This is a genomic window from Nocardioides sp. S5-5, from assembly GCF_054954065.1.
The window spans coordinates 1,310,973-1,329,060 of record NZ_CP199913.1 but is presented as its reverse complement, the minus strand read 5'-3'; the positions used below and the strand labels follow the sequence as shown (position 1 = coordinate 1,329,060).

At 72.6% G+C, this 18,088-nt stretch carries 19 protein-coding genes; 10 read left to right on the top strand and 9 right to left on the bottom strand.

The window, feature by feature from the left end; genetic code table 11:
- Positions 1–133 precede the first annotated feature (133 nt).
- A complete protein-coding gene (locus ACUP6Y_RS06295) occupies positions 134–802 on the top strand; it encodes a biliverdin-producing heme oxygenase (RefSeq protein ID WP_462554846.1) in 669 nt (222 codons plus the stop codon).
- Positions 803–821: 19 nt separating this feature from the next.
- On the opposite strand, the gene ACUP6Y_RS06290 is transcribed toward ACUP6Y_RS06295, so the two are convergent.
- Entirely contained in the window at positions 822–1,253 is a 432-nt protein-coding gene (locus ACUP6Y_RS06290; protein ID WP_462554844.1) for an SRPBCC family protein, read from the bottom strand.
- Between the two features lie 55 nt (positions 1,254–1,308).
- Here ACUP6Y_RS06290 and ACUP6Y_RS06285 point away from each other — a divergent pair, with 55 nt between their 5' ends.
- The gene (locus ACUP6Y_RS06285) at positions 1,309–2,979 is read left to right on the top strand and encodes a phospho-sugar mutase (RefSeq protein ID WP_462554842.1); all 1,671 of its coding nucleotides are present in this window, start codon (positions 1,309–1,311) and stop codon (positions 2,977–2,979) included.
- 3 nt (positions 2,980–2,982) lie between these two features.
- Here ACUP6Y_RS06285 and ACUP6Y_RS06280 read toward each other — a convergent pair whose 3' ends face one another.
- Both ACUP6Y_RS06280 and ACUP6Y_RS06275 read right to left on the bottom strand, forming a co-directional pair.
- Positions 2,983–3,513 (bottom strand): FKBP-type peptidyl-prolyl cis-trans isomerase, encoded by a 531-nt coding sequence (locus ACUP6Y_RS06280; protein ID WP_462554841.1) that lies wholly within the window; start codon positions 3,511–3,513, stop codon positions 2,983–2,985.
- 29 nt (positions 3,514–3,542) lie between these two features.
- Positions 3,543–4,115, bottom strand: a complete 573-nt coding sequence (locus ACUP6Y_RS06275) for a hypothetical protein (protein ID WP_462554840.1) — start codon at positions 4,113–4,115, stop codon at positions 3,543–3,545.
- A 24-nt stretch (positions 4,116–4,139) separates the two neighbouring features.
- Here ACUP6Y_RS06275 and deoC point away from each other — a divergent pair, with 24 nt between their 5' ends.
- From deoC to ACUP6Y_RS06245, 6 genes are all read left to right on the top strand, one after another.
- Positions 4,140–5,102, top strand: coding sequence for a deoxyribose-phosphate aldolase (gene deoC, locus ACUP6Y_RS06270; protein ID WP_462554836.1), 963 nt, complete (start codon positions 4,140–4,142; stop codon positions 5,100–5,102).
- Between the two features lie 5 nt (positions 5,103–5,107).
- Entirely contained in the window at positions 5,108–6,559 is a 1,452-nt protein-coding gene (locus ACUP6Y_RS06265) for an aldehyde dehydrogenase family protein (RefSeq protein WP_462554832.1), read from the top strand.
- Positions 6,559–7,428, top strand: coding sequence for an aldehyde dehydrogenase family protein (locus ACUP6Y_RS06260; RefSeq protein ID WP_462554830.1), 870 nt, complete (start codon positions 6,559–6,561; stop codon positions 7,426–7,428). The genes ACUP6Y_RS06265 and ACUP6Y_RS06260 overlap by 1 nt, the downstream gene beginning before the upstream one ends.
- A 77-nt stretch (positions 7,429–7,505) precedes the next feature.
- Entirely contained in the window at positions 7,506–8,831 is a 1,326-nt protein-coding gene (locus tag ACUP6Y_RS06255; protein ID WP_462554829.1) for an HNH endonuclease signature motif containing protein, read from the top strand.
- Positions 8,832–8,946: 115 nt separating this feature from the next.
- Positions 8,947–9,597 carry an ATP-binding protein gene (locus ACUP6Y_RS06250; RefSeq protein WP_462554828.1) on the top strand — a complete coding sequence of 217 codons (651 nt, stop codon included), beginning with the start codon at positions 8,947–8,949 and terminating at the stop codon, positions 9,595–9,597.
- Positions 9,581–10,099 carry a hypothetical protein gene (locus ACUP6Y_RS06245; protein ID WP_462554827.1) on the top strand — a complete coding sequence of 173 codons (519 nt, stop codon included), beginning with the start codon at positions 9,581–9,583 and terminating at the stop codon, positions 10,097–10,099. The genes ACUP6Y_RS06250 and ACUP6Y_RS06245 overlap by 17 nt, the downstream gene beginning before the upstream one ends.
- Here ACUP6Y_RS06245 and ACUP6Y_RS06240 read toward each other — a convergent pair.
- Entirely contained in the window at positions 10,078–11,184 is a 1,107-nt protein-coding gene (locus tag ACUP6Y_RS06240) for an adenosine deaminase (protein ID WP_462554826.1), read from the bottom strand. The two genes, ACUP6Y_RS06245 and ACUP6Y_RS06240, sit on opposite strands and share 22 nt — an antisense overlap.
- 32 nt (positions 11,185–11,216) lie before the next feature.
- Here ACUP6Y_RS06240 and ACUP6Y_RS06235 point away from each other — a divergent pair, with 32 nt between their 5' ends.
- Positions 11,217–11,669, top strand: a complete 453-nt coding sequence (locus ACUP6Y_RS06235; protein ID WP_462554825.1) for a MaoC family dehydratase — start codon at positions 11,217–11,219, stop codon at positions 11,667–11,669.
- 65 nt (positions 11,670–11,734) lie between these two features.
- On the top strand, positions 11,735–12,901 hold the full coding sequence (locus ACUP6Y_RS06230; protein WP_462554823.1) for a CaiB/BaiF CoA transferase family protein: 1,167 nt from the start codon (positions 11,735–11,737) through the stop codon (positions 12,899–12,901).
- A 24-nt stretch (positions 12,902–12,925) separates the two neighbouring features.
- Here the strand turns inward: ACUP6Y_RS06230 and ACUP6Y_RS06225 are convergent, their stop codons facing one another.
- The 5 genes from ACUP6Y_RS06225 to ACUP6Y_RS06205 all read right to left on the bottom strand — a co-directional run bounded on the left by ACUP6Y_RS06225 (position 12,926) and on the right by ACUP6Y_RS06205 (position 18,000).
- Positions 12,926–14,164: a transcriptional regulator gene (locus ACUP6Y_RS06225; protein ID WP_462554822.1), complete on the bottom strand. Its 1,239-nt coding sequence runs from the start codon at positions 14,162–14,164 to the stop codon at positions 12,926–12,928.
- A 32-nt stretch (positions 14,165–14,196) separates the two neighbouring features.
- The gene (locus tag ACUP6Y_RS06220; RefSeq protein WP_462554821.1) at positions 14,197–15,315 is read right to left on the bottom strand and encodes an XdhC family protein; all 1,119 of its coding nucleotides are present in this window, start codon (positions 15,313–15,315) and stop codon (positions 14,197–14,199) included.
- Entirely contained in the window at positions 15,308–16,420 is a 1,113-nt protein-coding gene (locus tag ACUP6Y_RS06215; RefSeq protein WP_462554820.1) for a vWA domain-containing protein, read from the bottom strand. The genes ACUP6Y_RS06220 and ACUP6Y_RS06215 overlap by 8 nt, the downstream gene beginning before the upstream one ends.
- Before the next feature lie 74 nt (positions 16,421–16,494).
- Positions 16,495–17,373 (bottom strand): AAA family ATPase, encoded by an 879-nt coding sequence (locus ACUP6Y_RS06210; protein ID WP_462554819.1) that lies wholly within the window; start codon positions 17,371–17,373, stop codon positions 16,495–16,497.
- Positions 17,374–17,436: 63 nt separating this feature from the next.
- Complete coding sequence (locus ACUP6Y_RS06205) at positions 17,437–18,000, bottom strand: nucleotidyltransferase family protein (RefSeq protein WP_462554818.1); 564 nt, start codon at positions 17,998–18,000, stop codon at positions 17,437–17,439.
- Positions 18,001–18,088 lie beyond the last annotated feature (88 nt).

Here is an 18,088-nt window from a genome sequence, read left to right as displayed (position 1 = left end):
GGGGGCTCACTCTCGCAACGATCAGGATCACCTTACTTAGGACAGGCTAATCTGGATTGCGCCGGCTTGACAAGTTGTCAGAAACTTGTCGACAATCCGTCAGTAAGTGAAATGACTTCCGAAGGAGCGCCGCATGTCTGCTGTGACCGAGACCGACCTCGTCCCGCTCTCGACCGCCATGCGCGACGGCTCGCGCGCCGAGCACGAGGCGGCCGAGGGCTCGACGTTCATGGCCGAGCTGCTCGAGGGCAAGCTCACCGCCGAGGCGTACGCCGACCTGCTGCTGCGCCTGCGCCGGGTCTACGCCGCGCTCGAGGAGGTCGTCGCCGAGCACCGTGACGACGCCATCGTCGCCGCCGTCCACGACCCGGCCCTCGACCGCCTCGCCGCGATCGACGCCGACCTGGCCCACTGGGCTCCGGGCATCGACCCGGCCACGGTCGACTCCCCCGCCGCGGCGGCCTACGTCGACCGGATCCGCGCCGGGGCCGCCTGGGGCGGACTGCTGGTCGCGCACCACTACACGCGCTACCTCGGCGACCTCTCCGGGGGCCAGGTCATCGGCCGCGTGCTGCAGCGCACCTTCGACCTGCCCGAGGACACCGGCGTGCGCTTCTACGAGTTCCCGGAGATCCCCAAGCCGAAGCCCTACAAGGACGGCTACCGCGCCCGCCTCGACGCGCTCGACCTCTCCCCGGCCGAGGTCGACCGGGTCGTCGACGAGGTGCGGGCCGTGTTCGGCCTCAACCAGGCGCTGTTCGACGAGCTCGGCGGACAGATCGAGCGCTACCGCGCGGCCTGACCCGCGGCTGGGCGCTCGCTCAGCGGCGTACCGCTGACGCCAGCCCCACCCGGCAGCCGGCCATCATCCGGCGGTGGTTCCAGACCAGCAGCCACCGCCCGCCGTACGACGCCAGGGCGAGCAGGCCGCCGACGCTGACCTCCTGCGCGAAGTCCAGCCGGGTGCCGGCTCCCTCGGCGTTCAGCGTGAACCGCGCGTACCCGTCGAGGTCGCCGCCGATCGCGACCTCGACCACCGGCGGGGTTCGGGAGACCGCGTCGAGGACCAGGTCGAGGGTGTAGGGCAGGGCCGAGCGGCAGCGCACCCATGCGGTGTCGGGTCCGAGCTTGGCGACGGCACGCACCTGGGGCCACCAGCGCGGGTAGTGCTCCAGGTCGACGAGCGTGGTCGCCACGTCGTCGACCGGCGCGGCGACGACCCAGGAGTCGGAGAACGCGAAGGAGCGGCGCACGGGCCCATCATGGCGCCCGAGCACCATCGACGCATGACCCGGCTACGGTGGGCCGGTGACCACGCCTGACACTGACGTCCTGCTCGCCCGGGCCCAGTCCTGGCTCGCCGAGGACCCCGACGTGCAGACCCGCGACGAGCTGGTCCGGGTGATCGCGGCCGTCGAGGCGGGCGACGCGGATGCGCGCGCCGACCTCGCCGACCGCTTCCGCGGGACTCTGGAGTTCGGTACGGCGGGCCTGCGCGGCGCCCTCGGGGCCGGCCCCAACCGGATGAACCGGATCGTCGTGATCCGGGCGGCGGCCGGCCTCGCGGCGTACCTCCGCGACACCGGCACCACCGCCGGCGCCCCCGTCGTCATCGGGTACGACGCCCGCCACAACTCCGACCTGTTCGCCCGCGACACGGCCGAGGTGATGGCCGGCGCGGGTCTCAAGCCGCTGCTGCTCCCCCGGCCGCTGCCGACGCCGCTGCTGGCGTTCGCGATCCGCGAGCTGGGCTGCGCGGCCGGCGTGATGGTGACCGCGAGCCACAACCCGCCGCAGGACAACGGCTACAAGGTCTACCTCGGCGACGGCAGCCAGATCGTGCCGCCCGCCGACACCGGGATCGCCGCGCGGATCGACGCGGTCGGCAGCCTGGAGTCGGTGGCCCGGGTGCCGCTGGAGACCACCGGCGGCCGGGTCCTCGACGACGGGATCGTCGACGCCTATCTCGACACCGTCGCCGCGATCGCCGGCGACGGCCCGCGCGACCTCACCATCGTCTACACGCCGCTGCACGGCGTCGGCGGCGGCGCGCTGCCGACCGTGCTCGAGAACGCGGGCTTCGCCACCCCGCAGGTCGTCGCCGAGCAGGAGGCGCCGGACCCCGACTTCCCGACCGTCGCCTTCCCCAACCCGGAGGAGCCCGGCGCGATCGACCGCGCGGTCGCCCTGGCCGAGAGGACCGGCGCCGACCTGGTCATCGCCAACGACCCCGACGCGGACCGGTGCGCGGTCGCCGTACCGGGACCGGACGGCTGGCGGATGCTGCGCGGCGACGAGGTGGGGGCTCTGCTCGCCGACCACCTGCTGCGGGCCGGGCGCGAGGGCCTCTACGCCACCTCGATCGTCTCGTCGTCACTGCTGGGGACGATGGCCGCGGCCGCCGGCCAGCGGTACGCCGAGACGCTGACCGGCTTCAAGTGGATCGGCCGGCTGCCGGATCTGGTGTTCGGCTACGAGGAGGCGCTCGGCTACTGCGTCGATCCCACCCACGTCGCCGACAAGGACGGCGTCTCCGCGGCCCTGCTGCTGTGCGAGATCGCCGCCGAGGCCAAGGCCGCCGGCCGCGGCCTGCCGGACCTGCTCGACGACATCGCCGTCACGCACGGGCTGCACGCCACCGACCAGCTCTCGGTGCGGGTCACCGACCTCGGCGAGATCGCGACCGCCATGGCCCGCCTGCGCGAGACCCCGCCCGCCATCCTCGGCGGCTCCGAGGTGACGACCGCCGACGACCTCACCGCCGGCTCGGCGCAGCTGCCGCCCACCGACGGGCTGCGCTACCGCACCGCCGACGGCAGCCGGGTCGTGGTCCGCCCGAGCGGCACCGAGCCCAAGCTCAAGTGCTATCTCGAGGTCGTCGTCCCCGTCGTCGACGGCGACGTCACCACGGCCCGCGCCGAGGCGGCGACGCGGCTCACCGCGCTGCGGGCCGACATCGCCGCCGCAGCGGGCATCTGATGCTCAGCTGATCGAGACGGCGTCGACCACGAAGACCAGGGTCTCGTTGGGCGCGACCCCGTTGCCGCCCTGGCCGTAGCCCAGGTCCGGCGGGACGACGAGCAGCCGGCGGGTGCCCTGCCGGACGCCGATCAGGCCCTGGTTCCAGCCGTCGATGACCGCCGCGTTGCCGAGGTTCTCGAGCGGGTAGGTCTGGCCGCGCTCGAAGGAGCTGTCGAGCACCTGCTTGTCCGACCAGGTGACCAGGTGGTAGTTCGTCTCGACCGTGTCGCCGGCCTTCGCCTCGGGTCCGGTGCCGGTGACCAGGTCCTCGGTGAGCAGGGTCGTCGGCGGCGCGCAGTCGTCGGGGATGGTGATCGTCGGCTCGCTGCCGAAGTCGCCCTCGACGGTGATGTCGTCGACGGCGCACTCCTCGCTCGGCGCGGACGCGGACGTGTCCGCCACCTTGCCCGCGCCCTCGTCGCCACAGGCACCGGTGGCGAGCACGGACAACGACAGGAGGGCAGCGGCGGCGAGCCGGGCAGGGGTCTGCATGGCGTGCAGCCTACGAACCGGGCGAAGCCTCAGCCGAGGAGGGCCAGCACCAGGGTGGCGATCGCGAGCACGCCGAGCAGCGCGATCTCGGGCCACGCCCAGACGTGCCGGACCTCGGGGACCGCGTCGTCCGTCGTACGACGCTCGCGGGCCGCGGCGATCCGGCGCTCGATCTTGTCCTCGATCAGCCAGGCCGTGGACCTGTTCTCCAGGGGGGTGTCGTGGGCGGCCCGGCTGTCGCGGTGGATGGAGCGGCGGGTGCGGCCGAACCCGCTGCCGACGTAGCGCTGCTCCCCGACGCGCACCACCGTCACCTGGCTGATCTCGACGCCGGTGATCGCCGCGAACCGAATCCAGCGGGAGTGCAGCACGTTACGGAGCTCGAGCTCGTCGCGGTGCAGGCGGATCGCGGGCCGGACCAGCACCAGCCAGGTCAGCAGGCCGAGCAGCAGGCAGCACGGGTAGGCCCACGGAGCGAAGCCCGCCTCGTCGGCGACGATCCCGTAGATCAGCACGCCAGCCACCAGCACCAGCCCGATCACGCCCATGACCAGACCACCGGAGCTGTACCGCTCGACCTTGTCGACACCTTCGTTCTGCACGGTTCCCAACCCTATGCTGAGGCAATGGCGACCACCGCCCTCGCGGCGTACTCCGAAGTGACGGCGAGCGAGGCCTCGCTGCGCCGGTTCCTGCACGGCCTGCCCGGCGTCGACCAGGTCGGCGCCGAGGCCCGCGCGGCCGGGCTCGGGACCCGCTCGATCAAGACGACCGCGAAGGCGTGGGCGCTCGACCTCGCCATCCGGATGGTCGACCTTACGACGCTCGAGGGCCAGGACACGCCCGGCAAGGTGCGGGCGCTGGCCGGCAAGGCGCTGCGCCCCGATCCGGCCGACCCGAGCTGCCCGTCGGTCGCCGCGGTCTGCGTCTACGGCGACCTGGTCGGCGAGGTGAAGGCGATCGTCGGCTCCTCGGTCAACGTCGCCGCGGTCGCCACGGCCTTCCCGAGCGGTCGGGCGTCGATGGACGTCAAGCTGGCCGACACCCGCGACGCGGTCGCGGGTGGCGCCGACGAGATCGACATGGTCATCGACCGGGGCGCCTTCCTGGCCGGTCGCTACCTGCAGGTGTTCGAGGAGATCGTCGCGACCCGCGAGGCGTGCGTGCGTCCCGACGGCTCGCACGCCCACCTCAAGGTGATCTTCGAGACCGGCGAGCTGCAGACCTACGACAACGTCCGGCGCGCGTCCTGGCTGGCGATGCTGGCCGGCACCGACTTCATCAAGACCTCCACCGGCAAGGTGCAGCCGGCCGCGACCCTGCCGGTCACCCTCGTCATGCTGGAGGCGGTCCGCGACTTCCGCGAGGCGACCGGCGTCCAGATCGGCGTGAAGCCGGCGGGCGGCATCCGCACCGCCAAGGACGCGATCAAGTACCTCGTCATGGTCAACGAGATCGCCGGCGACGACTGGCTGGACCCCGACTGGTTCCGGTTCGGCGCCTCCACGCTGCTCAACGACCTGCTCATGCAGCGCACGAAGCTGACCACCGGCCGCTACAGCGGTCCCGACTACTTCACCCTGGACTGATCCCCTTGGCCAAGAACAGCACTCCGTTCGAGTACGCACCGGCGCCCGAGTCCCGGAGCATCGTCGACATCAAGCCCTCCTACGGCCTGTTCGTCGACGGCGAGTTCGTCGACGGCCGCGGGTCGTCGTTCAAGACGATCAACCCCGCCACCGAGGAGACCCTCGCCGAGGTCGCGGAGGCGTCCGAGGCCGACGTCGACCTCGCGGTTCGCGCGGCCCGACGCGCCTTCCGGGGCTGGTCGCGCATGTCCGGCAAGGAGCGGGCGAAGTACCTGTTCCGGATCGCCCGGATCATCCAGGAGCGCGGCCGCGAGCTGGCCGTCCTGGAGTCGATCGACAACGGCAAGCCGATCAAGGAGAGCCGCGACGTCGACGTACCCGTCGTGGCGGCGCACTTCTTCTACTACGCCGGCTGGGCCGACAAGCTCGACTACGCCGGCCTCGGCCCCGACCCGCGACCCCTCGGCGTCGCGGGCCAGGTCATCCCGTGGAACTTCCCGCTGCTCATGCTGGCGTGGAAGGTCGCGCCCGCGCTGGCGTGCGGCAACACGGTCGTCCTCAAGCCGGCCGAGACCACGCCGCTGACGGCACTGCTGTTCGCGGAGATCTGCCAGCAGGCCGACCTGCCGCCGGGCGTCGTCAACATCGTCACCGGCGCCGGCGCGACCGGCCAGGCCGTCGTGTCGCACCCGGACGTCGACAAGGTCGCGTTCACCGGCTCCACCGCGGTCGGCAAGGCGATCGCGCGGGCGATCGCCGGCACCGACAAGAAGGCGACGCTCGAGCTCGGCGGCAAGGCCGCCAACATCGTGTTCGACGACGCGCCCATCGACCAGGCGATCGAGGGCATCGTCGGCGGCATCTTCTTCAACCAGGGCCACGTCTGCTGCGCCGGATCCCGCCTGCTCGTGCAGGAGTCCGTCGCCGACGAGGTGCTCTCCCGGCTCAAGCGCCGGATGTCCACGCTGCGCGTGGGCGACCCGCTCGACAAGAACACCGACATCGGCGCCATCAACTCCTCCGAGCAGCTCGCTCGCATCCGCGAGCTCTCCGACATCGGCGAGGCCGAGGGCGCCGAGCGCTGGGCGCCGGAGTGCGAGCTGCCGTCGTCCGGCTTCTGGTTCCCGCCGACGATCTTCACCGGCGTCACCCAGGCGCACCGGATCGCGCGCGAGGAGGTCTTCGGGCCGGTGCTGTCGGTGCTGACCTTCCGCACGCCCGCCGAGGCGATCGAGAAGGCCAACAACACGCCGTACGGCCTCTCCGCGGGGGTCTGGACCGAGAAGGGCTCACGGATCCTGCACATGGCCTCCCAGCTGCGGGCCGGCGTGGTGTGGGCCAACACGTTCAACAAGTTCGACCCGGCCAGTCCGTTCGGCGGCTACAAGGAGTCCGGCTACGGCCGCGAGGGCGGGCGCCAGGGCCTCGCCGCCTATCTCGAGGGAGCTGACGCCTGATGGCTCGCATCGACGTGCGCAAGACCTACAAGCTCTACATCGGCGGCGCGTTCCCGCGCTCGGAGTCCGGCCACTCCTACGAGGTCACCGACAGCAAGGGGAAGTTCGTGGCCAACGCCGCCCTCGCCTCCCGCAAGGACGTCCGCGACGCCGTCGTCGCGGCCCGCAAGGCCTTCGGGCCGTGGGCCGGCCGGACCGCGTACAACCGCGGCCAGGTGGTCTACCGGATCGCCGAGGTCATGGAGGACCGCCGTCCGCAGTTCGAGGAGGCCGTGCGCCAGTCCGAGGGCGTCTCCGCGGCGGTGGCGCGGGGTCAGGTCGACGCCGCCGTCGACCGCCTGGTCTGGTACGCCGGGTGGGCCGACAAGCTCGCCCAGGTGATCGGCAACGCCAATCCCGTCGCGGGGCCGTTCTTCAACCACACCGCCCCCGAGCCGACCGGCGTGGTCGGCGTGCTGGCCCCGCAGGAGTCCTCGCTGCTGGGCCTGGTCTCGGTCGTCGCGCCGGTCATCGTGACCGGCAATGTCGCGGTGGTCGTGTCCTCCTTCGAGCGGCCGCTGCCGGCGGTGACCTTCTCCGAGGTGCTCGCGACCTCCGACGTCCCCGGCGGCGTGGTCAACATCCTCACCGGCGACGCCGCGGTCCTCGGACCGTGGCTGGCCGCCCACATGGACGTCAACGCGATCGACCTGTGCGGTGTCGCGGGCTCCCCCGACCTCGCCACCGACCTCGAGGTCGCGGCGGCCGACAACCTCAAGCGGGTACGCCGCGCGCCGGATGCCGAGCCGGACTGGGCCGTCGAGCCCGGGTTGTCTCCCATGACCGCGTTCGTGGAGCACAAGACGGTGTGGCACCCGATCGGGATCTGACATCCGGGGTCGAATGCCACCTCCAGGCGGCTCTCGACCCTCGGCTTTGTGTCGGGGGTGGGTGGGAGAGTCCAGTCATGGATCTCGGAACCCGCCCCCACGCGACAGCAACCCTGCTGTCGCGGGTCGGTGAGCGGATCCGCTCCCGGAACGCACTCCTCGTCGAGGAGTGGGAAGACATCGTCGCCTGGGCCGACGAGCACCGCCTGACCTCACCCGAGGGCGCCCCGACCATCGTCGACGGCTTCCTCGACACCGGCCTCCCGATCGCCGGTGACGGAGCGCCACTGGTCTCGGAGTTCGCCCTCATGGAACTGGTCGCGGTGCTGGGCCGCTCCCCGGATGGTGGCCGGGCCTACGTGGGGCGAGTCCTCGAGTGCGCGTGGCGGCTCCCGAACGTCTACGCCGCCGTTGTCGCCGGGAAGCTCGCACCGTGGCGGGCAGAGCGGATCGCGGACCTCACCCACGGCCTGTCTGCTGAGGCCGCAGGATTCGTGGACCGACAGCTGTTCAACGCCTCCGGGGTCGGGTGGGCGCAGCTCGAACGACTCGTCGCCGAGGCGATCGTGCGGTTCGACCCCGAACGCGCCGAAGCCGACCGGCAGCGCGCCGCGGACCGGCGTCGTTTCGACATCGGCGAGGTCGACGAGCACGGCCTGGTCCACCTCGACGGACTTCTCGACGCCGCCGACGGGCGCGACCTCGACCAAGCCGTTGCCCGACGCGCTGACGTGCTCGGCCGGTTGGGTGATGACTCGCCGTTGGACGTGCGCCGGTCCAAGGCGGTCGCGGAGATCGCCCGCCAAGACCTCGCCCTGGACCTGTTGATCCCCGACCCCGACACCGGCGAAGTCACGGCCACCGTCCCGGGACGCAAGGTCGTCCTCAACGTCCACATCACCGACACCAGCCTCCTCGGCGACAACCCGTTCGTGAGCCCCTCCGCCAACCCGGTCGGCCGGTGGGAGGAGGGCCGCTGCCCCATCACCACCACGCAGATCCGCGCATGGCTCCGCTCGAAGGACACCACCATCGTCGTGCGGCCGGTGATCGACCTGGCCGACCACGTGCCCGTGACGGCGTACGAGATCCCCGAGCGTCATCGGACACGTGTGATCCTGCGGGACCACACCTGCCGGTTCCCCCACTGCGCTCGTCCCGCACAGCGTTGCGACCTCGACCACCACCGCCCGTTCGACCAGGGTGGCCCGACGTGTCCCTGCAACGAAGTGCCGTTGTGTCGACGCCATCACAGGGCCAAGACCCACTCACGATGGCGCTACGACATCGTGACGCCGGGCTCGTACGTGTGGACCAGCCCGAACGGGTTCCGGTTCCGTGTCGACCACCGCGGCACCCACCCGATCCACGGCACCAGCGATCCCAGCCCACCCGACGAGTAGGGACCGAGCCCCACACCCCGCGAGTCACCGAGATCGCGGGGACATCGGCACGCCCAAAGGTGGTCGGCCGCACCCGGCTCGCTCCCTCGGGGCCGGTACGGCAGACTCGACCCTCATGACCGACGGATGGCCCGGGGCCCGCGTGATCGTGCTCGCCGGCCCGTCCGGGTCCGGCAAGTCGCGACTGGCCGGGCGGCTCGCGAAGGCCTACGGCTGGCCGACGCTGCGCCTCGACGACTTCTACCGCGACGGCGACGAGCCGGGACTGCCGCTGATCACCGCGGGCGCCAACGCCGGCCTCGTCGACTGGGACCATCCGGGCACCTGGAACCACGAGGACGCCTTCGCCGCGCTCCGCGAGCTGTGTACGACGGGCGCGACCGAGGTGCCCGTCTACTCGATCTCACAGAGCCGGCGCACCGGCACCCAACGCCTCGACCTCGGCGGCGCGACCCGGTTCTGCGCGGAGGGGATCTTCGCGACCGAGATCGTCGAGGAGTGCCGGCGGGCGGGCATCCTCGCGACCGCGTACTGCATCACCCAGCACCCCGCGGTGACCTTCTGGCGTCGGCTCACCCGCGATCTGCGAGAGCACCGCAAGCCGCCCCCGGTCCTGGTACGACGCGGCCTCGCGCTGGCCCGCGCCCAGCGTCAGATCGTGCGCCGCGCGACCGCGGTCGGCTGCCGGGTGGCGACCGGCGACCGGGCGTTCGCCGAGCTGCGGGAGAGCAGCGACCAGGAGGGCGATCATGCGGTGGCCGGCTGACCTGGCGCCGAGCAGCCTGCGCCAGCCCGACACCCGCAGCTGCGGCGCGGCGAGCGTCCTCGGCGCCCGCGCCCTGCTGACGACCTGGCGCCCCGAGGACCCCGAGGCCGCCATCATCGAGGAGCACCGGCTGCTCACCTCCTCGCGCAGCCCGCGCGACCGCTTCCAGCTGCCGTGGCCGCGCGCGCTCGGCACCCCGCCCTGGGCGGTGGCCAACGCCCTTCGGGCCCTGACCGGCGTGTACGTCGCGACGGTGATCGCGCGCCCCCGCCCCGCGATCGCCTACGACGTGCTGCGCGAGCAGCTGCACAGCCGTCCGGTCGGCGTCTACATCGGCAGCCGCTGCCTGCCGCGCCACGTGGTGCTGGCAGTGCGTGCGACCGCGACGGGCGTCGAGGTGTTCGACCCGGCGAGCGGGCACCTGATCGACGTCCCCGCCGAGAACTGGGCCGGGCAGCGGGTCGGCGTCGCCGGCTGGGGCTACTTCTGGTTCGTGGTCTGAGCCTGAGCCGCGTACCAGGGCTTGATGGTCTCGGTGATCAGCCGGTACCGCTCGTCGTACGGGATGAACGCGGACTTCATCGCGTTGACGGTCAGCCACTCCATCTCGGCCCAGCCGTACCCGAACGTCTCGGCGAGCAGCCCGAGCTCCCGGCTCAGCGTGGTGCGGCTCATCAGCCGGTTGTCGGTGTTGACGGTGACCCGGAACCGCAGCGAGGCCAGCAGCCGGATCGGGTGCTCGGCCAGCGACGGCGCGGCACCGGTCTGCACGTTGGACGACGGGCACATCTCGAGCGGGATCCGCTTGTCCCGGACGTACGACGCCAGCCGGCCCAGCTGCGCGACGCCGTCCGCCCCCTCGACGGGCACGGCGATGTCGTCGACGATCCGCACCCCGTGACCGAGTCGGTCGGCACCGCACCACTGCACCGCCTCCCAGATCGACGGCAGCCCGAAGCCCTCGCCGGCGTGGATGGTGAAGTGGGAGTTCTCGCGCTGGAGGTACTCGAAGGCGTCGATGAACCGGGTGGGCGGGTAGCCCGCCTCGGGGCCGGCGATGTCGAAGCCGACGACGCCGCGGTCACGCCAGGCGATGGCGAGCTCGGCGATCTCCATGGCCCGCGCGGCCTGGCGCATCGCGGTGAGCAGGTGCCGCACGATGATCCGGCCGTCGGCCGCGGCCATGCCCTCCTCGAAGCCCTGCTGGACGGCGGCGACCACCTCCTCGAGGTCGAGCCCGGACTCGACGTGCAGCTCGGGGGCGTAGCGGATCTCGGCGTACACGACGCCGTCGGCAGCCAGGTCCTCGACGCACTCCCGCGCGACCCGGGTCAGCGCCTCGGCGGTCTGCATCACCCCGACGGTGTGGGCGAAGGTCTCCAGATAGCGCTCGAGGGAGCCGGAGTCGGCGGCCTCCGCGAACCAGCGCGCCAGCGCGTCGGTGTCGGTCGCGGGGAGGGCGTGCCCCACGCCGGCGGCGAGCTCGATGATCGTCGCCGGCCGCAGTCCTCCGTCGAGGTGGTCGTGGAGCAGCACCTTGGGTGCCGCCCGCAGCAGGTCCTCCGGAAGGCCACGTGTAGGTTCCATGACCGAATCCTAGAGAGCGAGGAGCACGAGGCATGCGGGTCTTCACCACCTTCGACGAGCTGGTCGCCGCCAACGGCGAGGTCCTCGGCACCAGTGACTGGGTCGAGATCACCCAGGAGCGGGTGAACCAGTTCGCCGAGGCGACCGGCGACCACCAGTGGATCCATGTCGACGTCGAGAAGGCGAAGGACGGCCCGTTCGGCGGCACCATCGCCCACGGCTACCTCACCCTCTCGCTGATCCCGTGGCTCGGCAGCGGCGTCTTCGGCATCGAGACCCCCGGTGCCAAGCTGAACTACGGCGTCAACAAGGTGCGCTTCCCGAGCCCGGTCCTGGTCGGCAGGCGGATCCGGTCGACGGTCACCCTGGCCGAGGTCACCGAGCTCGCCAGCGGCTACCAGGTCACCCTCAAGCACGTCATCGAGATCGAGGGCGAGGACAAGCCGGCCGCGGTCGCCGAGACGGTGGTGCTGCTCCTGCCCTGATCAGGGCGGTTCTCTTGGCAACACCTGCCATGCACCGGGCGTGTCGTGGTCACTAGGGTCGACCCATGTCCGCGCCGCTTGACGACGTCCTGGTCCTCGACCTCACCCGCGCCCTCGCCGGCCCCCATGCGGCGATGATGCTGGGCGACCTCGGCGCCCGGGTGATCAAGGTCGAGAGTCCCACCGGCGACGACACCCGGACCTGGGGTCCGCCCTTCGTGGACCCCACGGAGGGCAGCCGCGAGTCGACGTACTTCCTCTCGGCGAACCGCAACAAGGAGTCGATCACCCTCGACCTCAAGGACCCCGCCGACCAGGACGTCCTGGCCCGGCTGGTCGAGCGCGCCGACGTGCTGATGGAGAACTTCCGGGTCGGCGTCCTGGACCGCCTCGGCTTCCCGATCTCCCGGCTCCATGAGCTCAACCCGCGCCTGGTCGTCCTGCAGATCACCGGCTTCGGCCACGACGGCCCCGAGGCGACCCGCTCCGGCTTCGACCAGATCGCCCAGGGCGAGGGCGGGCTGATGTCGCTGACCGGGCTGAGCGAGCCGACCAAGGTGGGCGTGCCGATCGCCGACCTGCTGGCCGGCATGAACGGCGCGTACGGCGTGGTGTCGGCCCTCTACGAGCGCGAGCGCACCGGCCGCGGCCGGGTCGTGCATACCTCGCTGCTCGCCGGCATGGTCGGCGTCCACGCCTTCCAGGGCACCAAGTGGACCGTCGCCAAGGAGGTCCCCGGGCTGGCCGGCGGCCACCACCCCTCGATCGCGCCCTACGGCATGTTCGCCACCAAGACCGCGCCGGTGCAGATCGCCTGCGGCTCGGAGAAGCTGTGGCAGGCGCTGTGCGCCGAGCTCGACATCGACCCGGGACGCGACGGCATGGCGACCAACCCCGAGCGGGTCCAGAACCGCGACGCCGTCATTGCCCTCATCGAGGAGCTGCTCGCCCCCGTCAGTGCCGAGGAGGTCCTCGAGCGCCTCGACAAGGCCGGCGTCCCGGCCGGCAAGGTGCGCACCCTCGACGACGTCTACGCGTGGGAGCAGACCCGCTCCCAGGGCCTGCTCATCGACGTCGAGCACACCACTCTCGGCGACATCCAGCTCCCCGGCCCGCCGCTGCGCTTCGACGACAACGCCTACGCCGGCGGCCGCGAGCGGCACGTCGCGCCGCCCACGCTCGGGCAGCACAACGACGAGATCCGGGAGTGGCTGGAGACCACCCGCGCCTGAGGCCTCCTCGAGGTCCGGGCGGGCTCAGTCGTCGGCGACCGCGAGCCGCGCCTTGAGCAGCGGGATGGCGGGGTGCCGCAGCCGACCCGCGCGGCCGAGCTCGGCCAGGCAGGCCTCCAGCACGGCGGTGTCGTACGGCGCCAGCTCGCTGTAGTGCAGCACCGCGTCGGGCTGCGGGTCGGCGAGCAGCGCCTCGCGGACCGCGACGGCGACGTACTCCCCCATCTCGACCAGCGCCGGGCTCTCGGTGCCGGGCAGCAGGTCGCCGCCGTAGGCCTCGACGGCCGCCGCGACGTTGCCTCGGCGCAGCAGGGCGAGCACGTGGTCGACGTCGGTGGCGATCGGCATGAGCAGCCGGTAGGGGCGCGAGGCGAGCTGGCCGGACAGCGCCGCGCGCAGGTGGGAGACCTCGGCCTTGAGCGTGGAGAAGGTGACCGCGTGGTCGCCGTACAGCATGGCGTGGAGCTGGTCGAGCGAGAGCCCGTCGGGGTGCAGCGCGAGCAGCGACAGGATCTCGGTCTGGCGCCGGTTGAGCAGCAGGCGCCGGCCGTCGACGCGCGCCTCGGCGGTGCCGAGCAGGCTGAGCACCAGGCCTGGCTCGCTGGTCTCCTCGGGAGGTGCGGCGCTCTCGTAGAGATGGGTGCGCGGCAGCGCCCCCTCCACCAGCCGGGCCAGCACCCGGGCTGTGGCCAGGCCGATCGGGTGGGTGCGCTCCCAGGTGGTGGAGATGTCGAGGACGCCCAGCTTGGCGCCGCTCACCGGGTCGTGGACCGGCGCGGCCCAGCACACCCAGTTGTGGACGATGGGGGCGTAGTGCTCGGCGCTGAACACCATCGAGGGGCGGTCCAGCCGGTTGGCGAGGTCGAGCGCGTTGGTGCCGACCGAGCGGTCGTCCCAGCGCCCGCCCGGCACGAAGTTCACGGTCTCGGCCTTGCGACGCATCACCCGGCCGCCGTACGTCCACAGCACGCGGGTGTCGGGATCGGTGACGGCGAGGACCAGGTCACCGTCCTCGGCCGTGCGGCGCAGCTCCTCCTCGACCCGCTCGACCGCGATCTGGAGCGGCGAGCCCTGCCAGAACGAGCGGGTCTCCGACTCGTCGGCGAGCGGCGCCCGGATCACGTCGCGCGCGACGCACGCCCCTGAACGGGTCCAGCTGTCGAGGATCTCGGGCCGCACCTGGGTCAGCGCACTGTCGCCCTCCTCCACCCAGGTGGTCCAGGCGGCGAGCGCGCGCCGCCGGCGCTGGTCGAGCTCGTCCATGACCGAACCCTACTCCCGGAGTGTGACCTCGATCACGCGTGGATGCGGCCGGACAGCACGGCCAGCGGCTCCCCCGACCCGCCCCAGCGTCCGGCGACGATCTCGGCGGCGATGCTGATCGCGGTCTCCTCGGGCGTGCGGGCGCCGAGGTCGAGGCCGATCGGGCTGCGCAGCCTCGTCAGCTCGTCGGCGGTCAGCCCCGCCTCGCGCAGCCGCTCCATCCGGTCGTCGTGGGTGCGCCGCGAGCCCATCGCGCCGACGTACCCGACCTCGGGCAGGCGCAGCGCCACCTCCAGCAGCGGTACGTCGAACTTCGGGTCGTGGGTGAGCACGGCGATCACCGTGCGGCCGTCGATCCGGCCGGCCTCCTGCTCGGCGGCCAGGTAGCGGTGCGGCCACTCGACGATCACCTCGTCGGCGCCGGGGAACCGACTGGTGGTGGCGAACACCGGCCGCGCGTCGCACACCGTCACGTGGTAGCCGAGGAAGCCACCGACCCGGGCGACCGCGGCAGCGAAGTCGATGGCGCCGAAGACCAGCATCCGCGGCGCCGGCGCGAACGCCCACACGAACACCCGCATCCCCTCGCCGCGACGCTCGCCGTCAGGGCCGTAGGTGAGCGTGCCGTGGTGCCCGGAGACGAGCAGGCCGAGCGCGTCGTCACCGACGGCGTCGTCGATGCGTGCACTGCCGAGGCTCCCCGTCGGAGGCTCGTCGGGACGGATCACGGTCCGGCGACCGACGTATGACGGGTCGGGGTGGTCGACGATGGTGGCGACCGCGACGGGTCGGCCGGCCGCGATGTCGGCGGCGATCTCGCCCAGCTCGGGGAAGGTCTCGCGGCTCACCTTCTCGACGTAGACGTCGAGGATGCCGCCGCAGGTCAGCCCGACCGCGAAGGCGTCGTCGTCGGAGACGCCGTAGCGCTGCAGGGCCGGCGCCCCGGAGGAGGTGACCTCCTGGGCCAGGTCGTAGACCGCGCTCTCGACGCAGCCGCCCGACACCGAGCCCACCGCCGACGCGTCGGGCCCGACCAGCATCGAGGCACCCGGCGGCCGCGGGGCGGAGCGGAAGGTCGCCACGACGGTGCCCATCCCCACTGTCTCCCCCGCCTCCCACCAGGCCAGCAGCTGGGGCAGGACCTCACGCACGGCGTACCTCCTCGAGCAGCTCGGCGAAGGTCGCCAGCGAGTGGCCGGCGAGGAACGCGTCGACATGGGGCAGCACGGCCACGATCCCCTGCTGCACCGGGGCGTAGCCGTCCTTGCCACGGTGCGGGTTGACCCACACGACCTCGTGGGCGAGCCGGTGCAGCCGGTCGACCTGCTCGGCGAGCAGCGTGGTGTCGCCGCGCTCCCAGCCGTCGCTGAAGATCACGACCACGGCGCCGCGGGCCATCCCACGCCGGCCGTGCCGGTCCACGAACGCCTTCAGCGTCTCGCCGAGCCGGGTGCCACCCGACCAGTCCGGTACGACGTCGCCCGCCGCCGCGATCGCCCGATCCGGGTCGCGGCGCTTGAGCGCACGGGTCAGGTGGGTGAGCCGGGTTCCGAGGCTGAACACCTCCACGCCCGGACCGGCGCCCGCGACCCGGTGCGCGAGACGGAGCAACGCGTCGGCGTACCCGCTCATCGAGCCGGACACGTCGACGAGCAGCACCACGCGCCGGGGCCGGGTCGTGCGACGGCGACGGTGGATCTCGGCCGGCTCGCCCATCCGGCGCAGGCTGGCGCGCAGCGTGCGGGAGGCGTCGACGTCACCGCGGCGGCGCGGCGTACGCCGGGCGGTCGGCCGGGTGGGGAGAGTGACCCGGAGCGAGGTGAACATGGCGGCGAGCCGCACTCGATCCGCCGGGTCCATCGTGGCGACGTCGCGGTGCCGCAGCACCTCGATCGCACTGGCCGCCGCGCGGATCGGGTCATCCTCCTCGTCCGGCCCGCCCGCGGGTCCGGCCTCCTGGTCGGGCAGCAGGGTCGCGGTCGGCTGCTGCCGTTCGGTGCGGGGGCGACGGGTGGGCGTCGTGTTGTCGCGGTCGAACCACTCCTCGAACACCCGGTCGTGGCGCTCCAGGTCCTCGGGCGTCGCGCACAGCGTCGCCCGCCCGGCCGCCCGGGTCGCCCCACGATCGTCGAGGCCGACGAGCGCGACGGCCTCGAGGTAGGCGCGGGTGCGGTCCTGGGTCACCGGCACCCCGGCCTCCCGGAGCGCGGTGGCGAAGCCGAGGAGGATCTCGTCGGCGCCGCGTGTCGGAATCACCTCCTCAGCGGTGATTCCTGCGCTTCCTGGCCGTTGCAACCGCCAGGAAGCGTCAGAACTGGTCAAGAAGTCCGTCATCGCGCCAGCATCCGGTCGAGGGCGGCGCGCACCCGCTCGGCGTCGTCGCGGTACTTCACCAGGGCGCCGAGGGTTCGCGCCGCGGTCTCGACGTCGAGGTCGGTGGTGGCGAGATGCTGCAGCGCCCGCGCCCAGTCCAGGGTCTCGGCCACGCCCGGCGGCTTGAGCAGGTCGGCGCCGGCCCGCAGCTGCTGCACGACCTCCACCACCTGGCGGGCCAGGGCCGCGCTCACCTCCGGTGCCCGCGACCGCACGATCGCCACCTCGCGCTCCAGACCCGGGTGGTCGATCCAGTGGTAGAGACAGCGCCGCTTCAAGGCGTCGTGCAGCTCGCGGGTCCGGTTGGACGTCAGGACCACGGTCGGCGGCGTCGCGGCCTGCACCGTGCCGAGCTCGGGGATGGTCACCTGGAAGGTCGAGAGCACCTCGAGCAGGAACGCCTCGAACTCGTCGTCGGCACGGTCCACCTCGTCGATCAACAGCACCGCCGGACTCTGCTGCAGCGCCGCCAGCACCGGCCGCGCGAGCAGGAAGCGCTCGTCGTACAGGCTCTTCTCGGCCTCCTCGACATCTCCCTTGGTGGCTCCGGACAGCGCCTCCAGGGCCCGCAGGTGCAGGATCTGGCGCGGGAAGTCCCAGTCGTAGAGCGCCTGCGTCGCGTCGATCCCCTCGTAGCACTGCAGCCGGATCAGCGGCCGGTCCAGGCTCTCCGCGATCGCCTCGGCCAGCGCCGTCTTGCCCGTCCCCGGCTCGCCCTCGAGCAGCAGCGGACGCGACATCTCCAGCGACAAGAAGAGCACCGTCGCCAGCTCCTCGTCACAGAGGTAGCCCGTCCCCTCCAGCCGGCGGGCGAGATCGGCGACACGGGTGTCCATGACACCAAGGCTAGGGGGCGGTCGTTGGCGGGAGGTTGGCAACTGTTGCCGAAGCCGGACCCCTCATCTCCGGTCCACGTCCGCGCCCGTGGCGAGATCGCCGCACTCGACGAGAGTCACCTCGTGGGCCGCGAGATAGGCCCGCGCACCCTGGTCCCCCACCGCGCTCCGCGCCACGCCGGCCCAGTGGTCGCGACCGAGCAGGACGGGGTGGCCCGGGCGGGCGTCGTACGACGCCCGGGCGAGGGTGCTCGCGGCCTCGCCGCCCTGGGCGAGCACGCGCGCGACCACCGCGGCGGTGACGTCGGGCAGATCGACCAGATGCACCAGCGCAGCGTCCGTGAGGCTCGGGGCGAGCTCCACCAGCCCGGTGGCGAGCGAGGCCCCCATCCCCGACGACCAGTCGTCGGAGCGGACCGCGGTGACCCCGGCCAACCCGTCGAGCAACGGCGCCGCCTCCTCGGCCCCCGCGCCGAGCACCACCACGACCTCCCGGCAGCCGCCGTCGAGCAGCACCCCCACCGAGCGGGTCAGCCAGGGCGTGCCGTCGGCATCGCGGACCAGGGCCTTGGGCATGCCCATCCGGCGGCCCGCGCCGGCGGCGAGGAGGAGTCCGGTCGTGGTCACGGTCCGACCCTGTCACAGAGCGCCTGTGGACGGCCGGTTGCGGCAGCTTCGGCGGTGGGCGAGCCTGGCGCCCATGACAGATCTCGGG

Coding starts and splice junctions, on each gene's coding strand:
- ACUP6Y_RS06295 (WP_462554846.1), top strand. CDS start 134: ATGTCTGCTGTGACCGAGACCGACCTCGTCCCGCTCTCGACCGCCATG.
- ACUP6Y_RS06280 (WP_462554841.1), bottom strand. CDS start 3,513: ATGCAGACCCCTGCCCGGCTCGCCGCCGCTGCCCTCCTGTCGTTGTCC.
- deoC (WP_462554836.1), top strand. CDS start 4,140: ATGGCGACCACCGCCCTCGCGGCGTACTCCGAAGTGACGGCGAGCGAG.
- ACUP6Y_RS06260 (WP_462554830.1), top strand. CDS start 6,559: ATGGCTCGCATCGACGTGCGCAAGACCTACAAGCTCTACATCGGCGGC.
- ACUP6Y_RS06255 (WP_462554829.1), top strand. CDS start 7,506: ATGGATCTCGGAACCCGCCCCCACGCGACAGCAACCCTGCTGTCGCGG.
- ACUP6Y_RS06250 (WP_462554828.1), top strand. CDS start 8,947: ATGACCGACGGATGGCCCGGGGCCCGCGTGATCGTGCTCGCCGGCCCG.
- ACUP6Y_RS06245 (WP_462554827.1), top strand. CDS start 9,581: ATGCGGTGGCCGGCTGACCTGGCGCCGAGCAGCCTGCGCCAGCCCGAC.
- ACUP6Y_RS06240 (WP_462554826.1), bottom strand. CDS start 11,184: ATGGAACCTACACGTGGCCTTCCGGAGGACCTGCTGCGGGCGGCACCC.
- ACUP6Y_RS06235 (WP_462554825.1), top strand. CDS start 11,217: ATGCGGGTCTTCACCACCTTCGACGAGCTGGTCGCCGCCAACGGCGAG.
- ACUP6Y_RS06230 (WP_462554823.1), top strand. CDS start 11,735: ATGTCCGCGCCGCTTGACGACGTCCTGGTCCTCGACCTCACCCGCGCC.
- ACUP6Y_RS06225 (WP_462554822.1), bottom strand. CDS start 14,164: ATGGACGAGCTCGACCAGCGCCGGCGGCGCGCGCTCGCCGCCTGGACC.
- ACUP6Y_RS06210 (WP_462554819.1), bottom strand. CDS start 17,373: ATGGACACCCGTGTCGCCGATCTCGCCCGCCGGCTGGAGGGGACGGGC.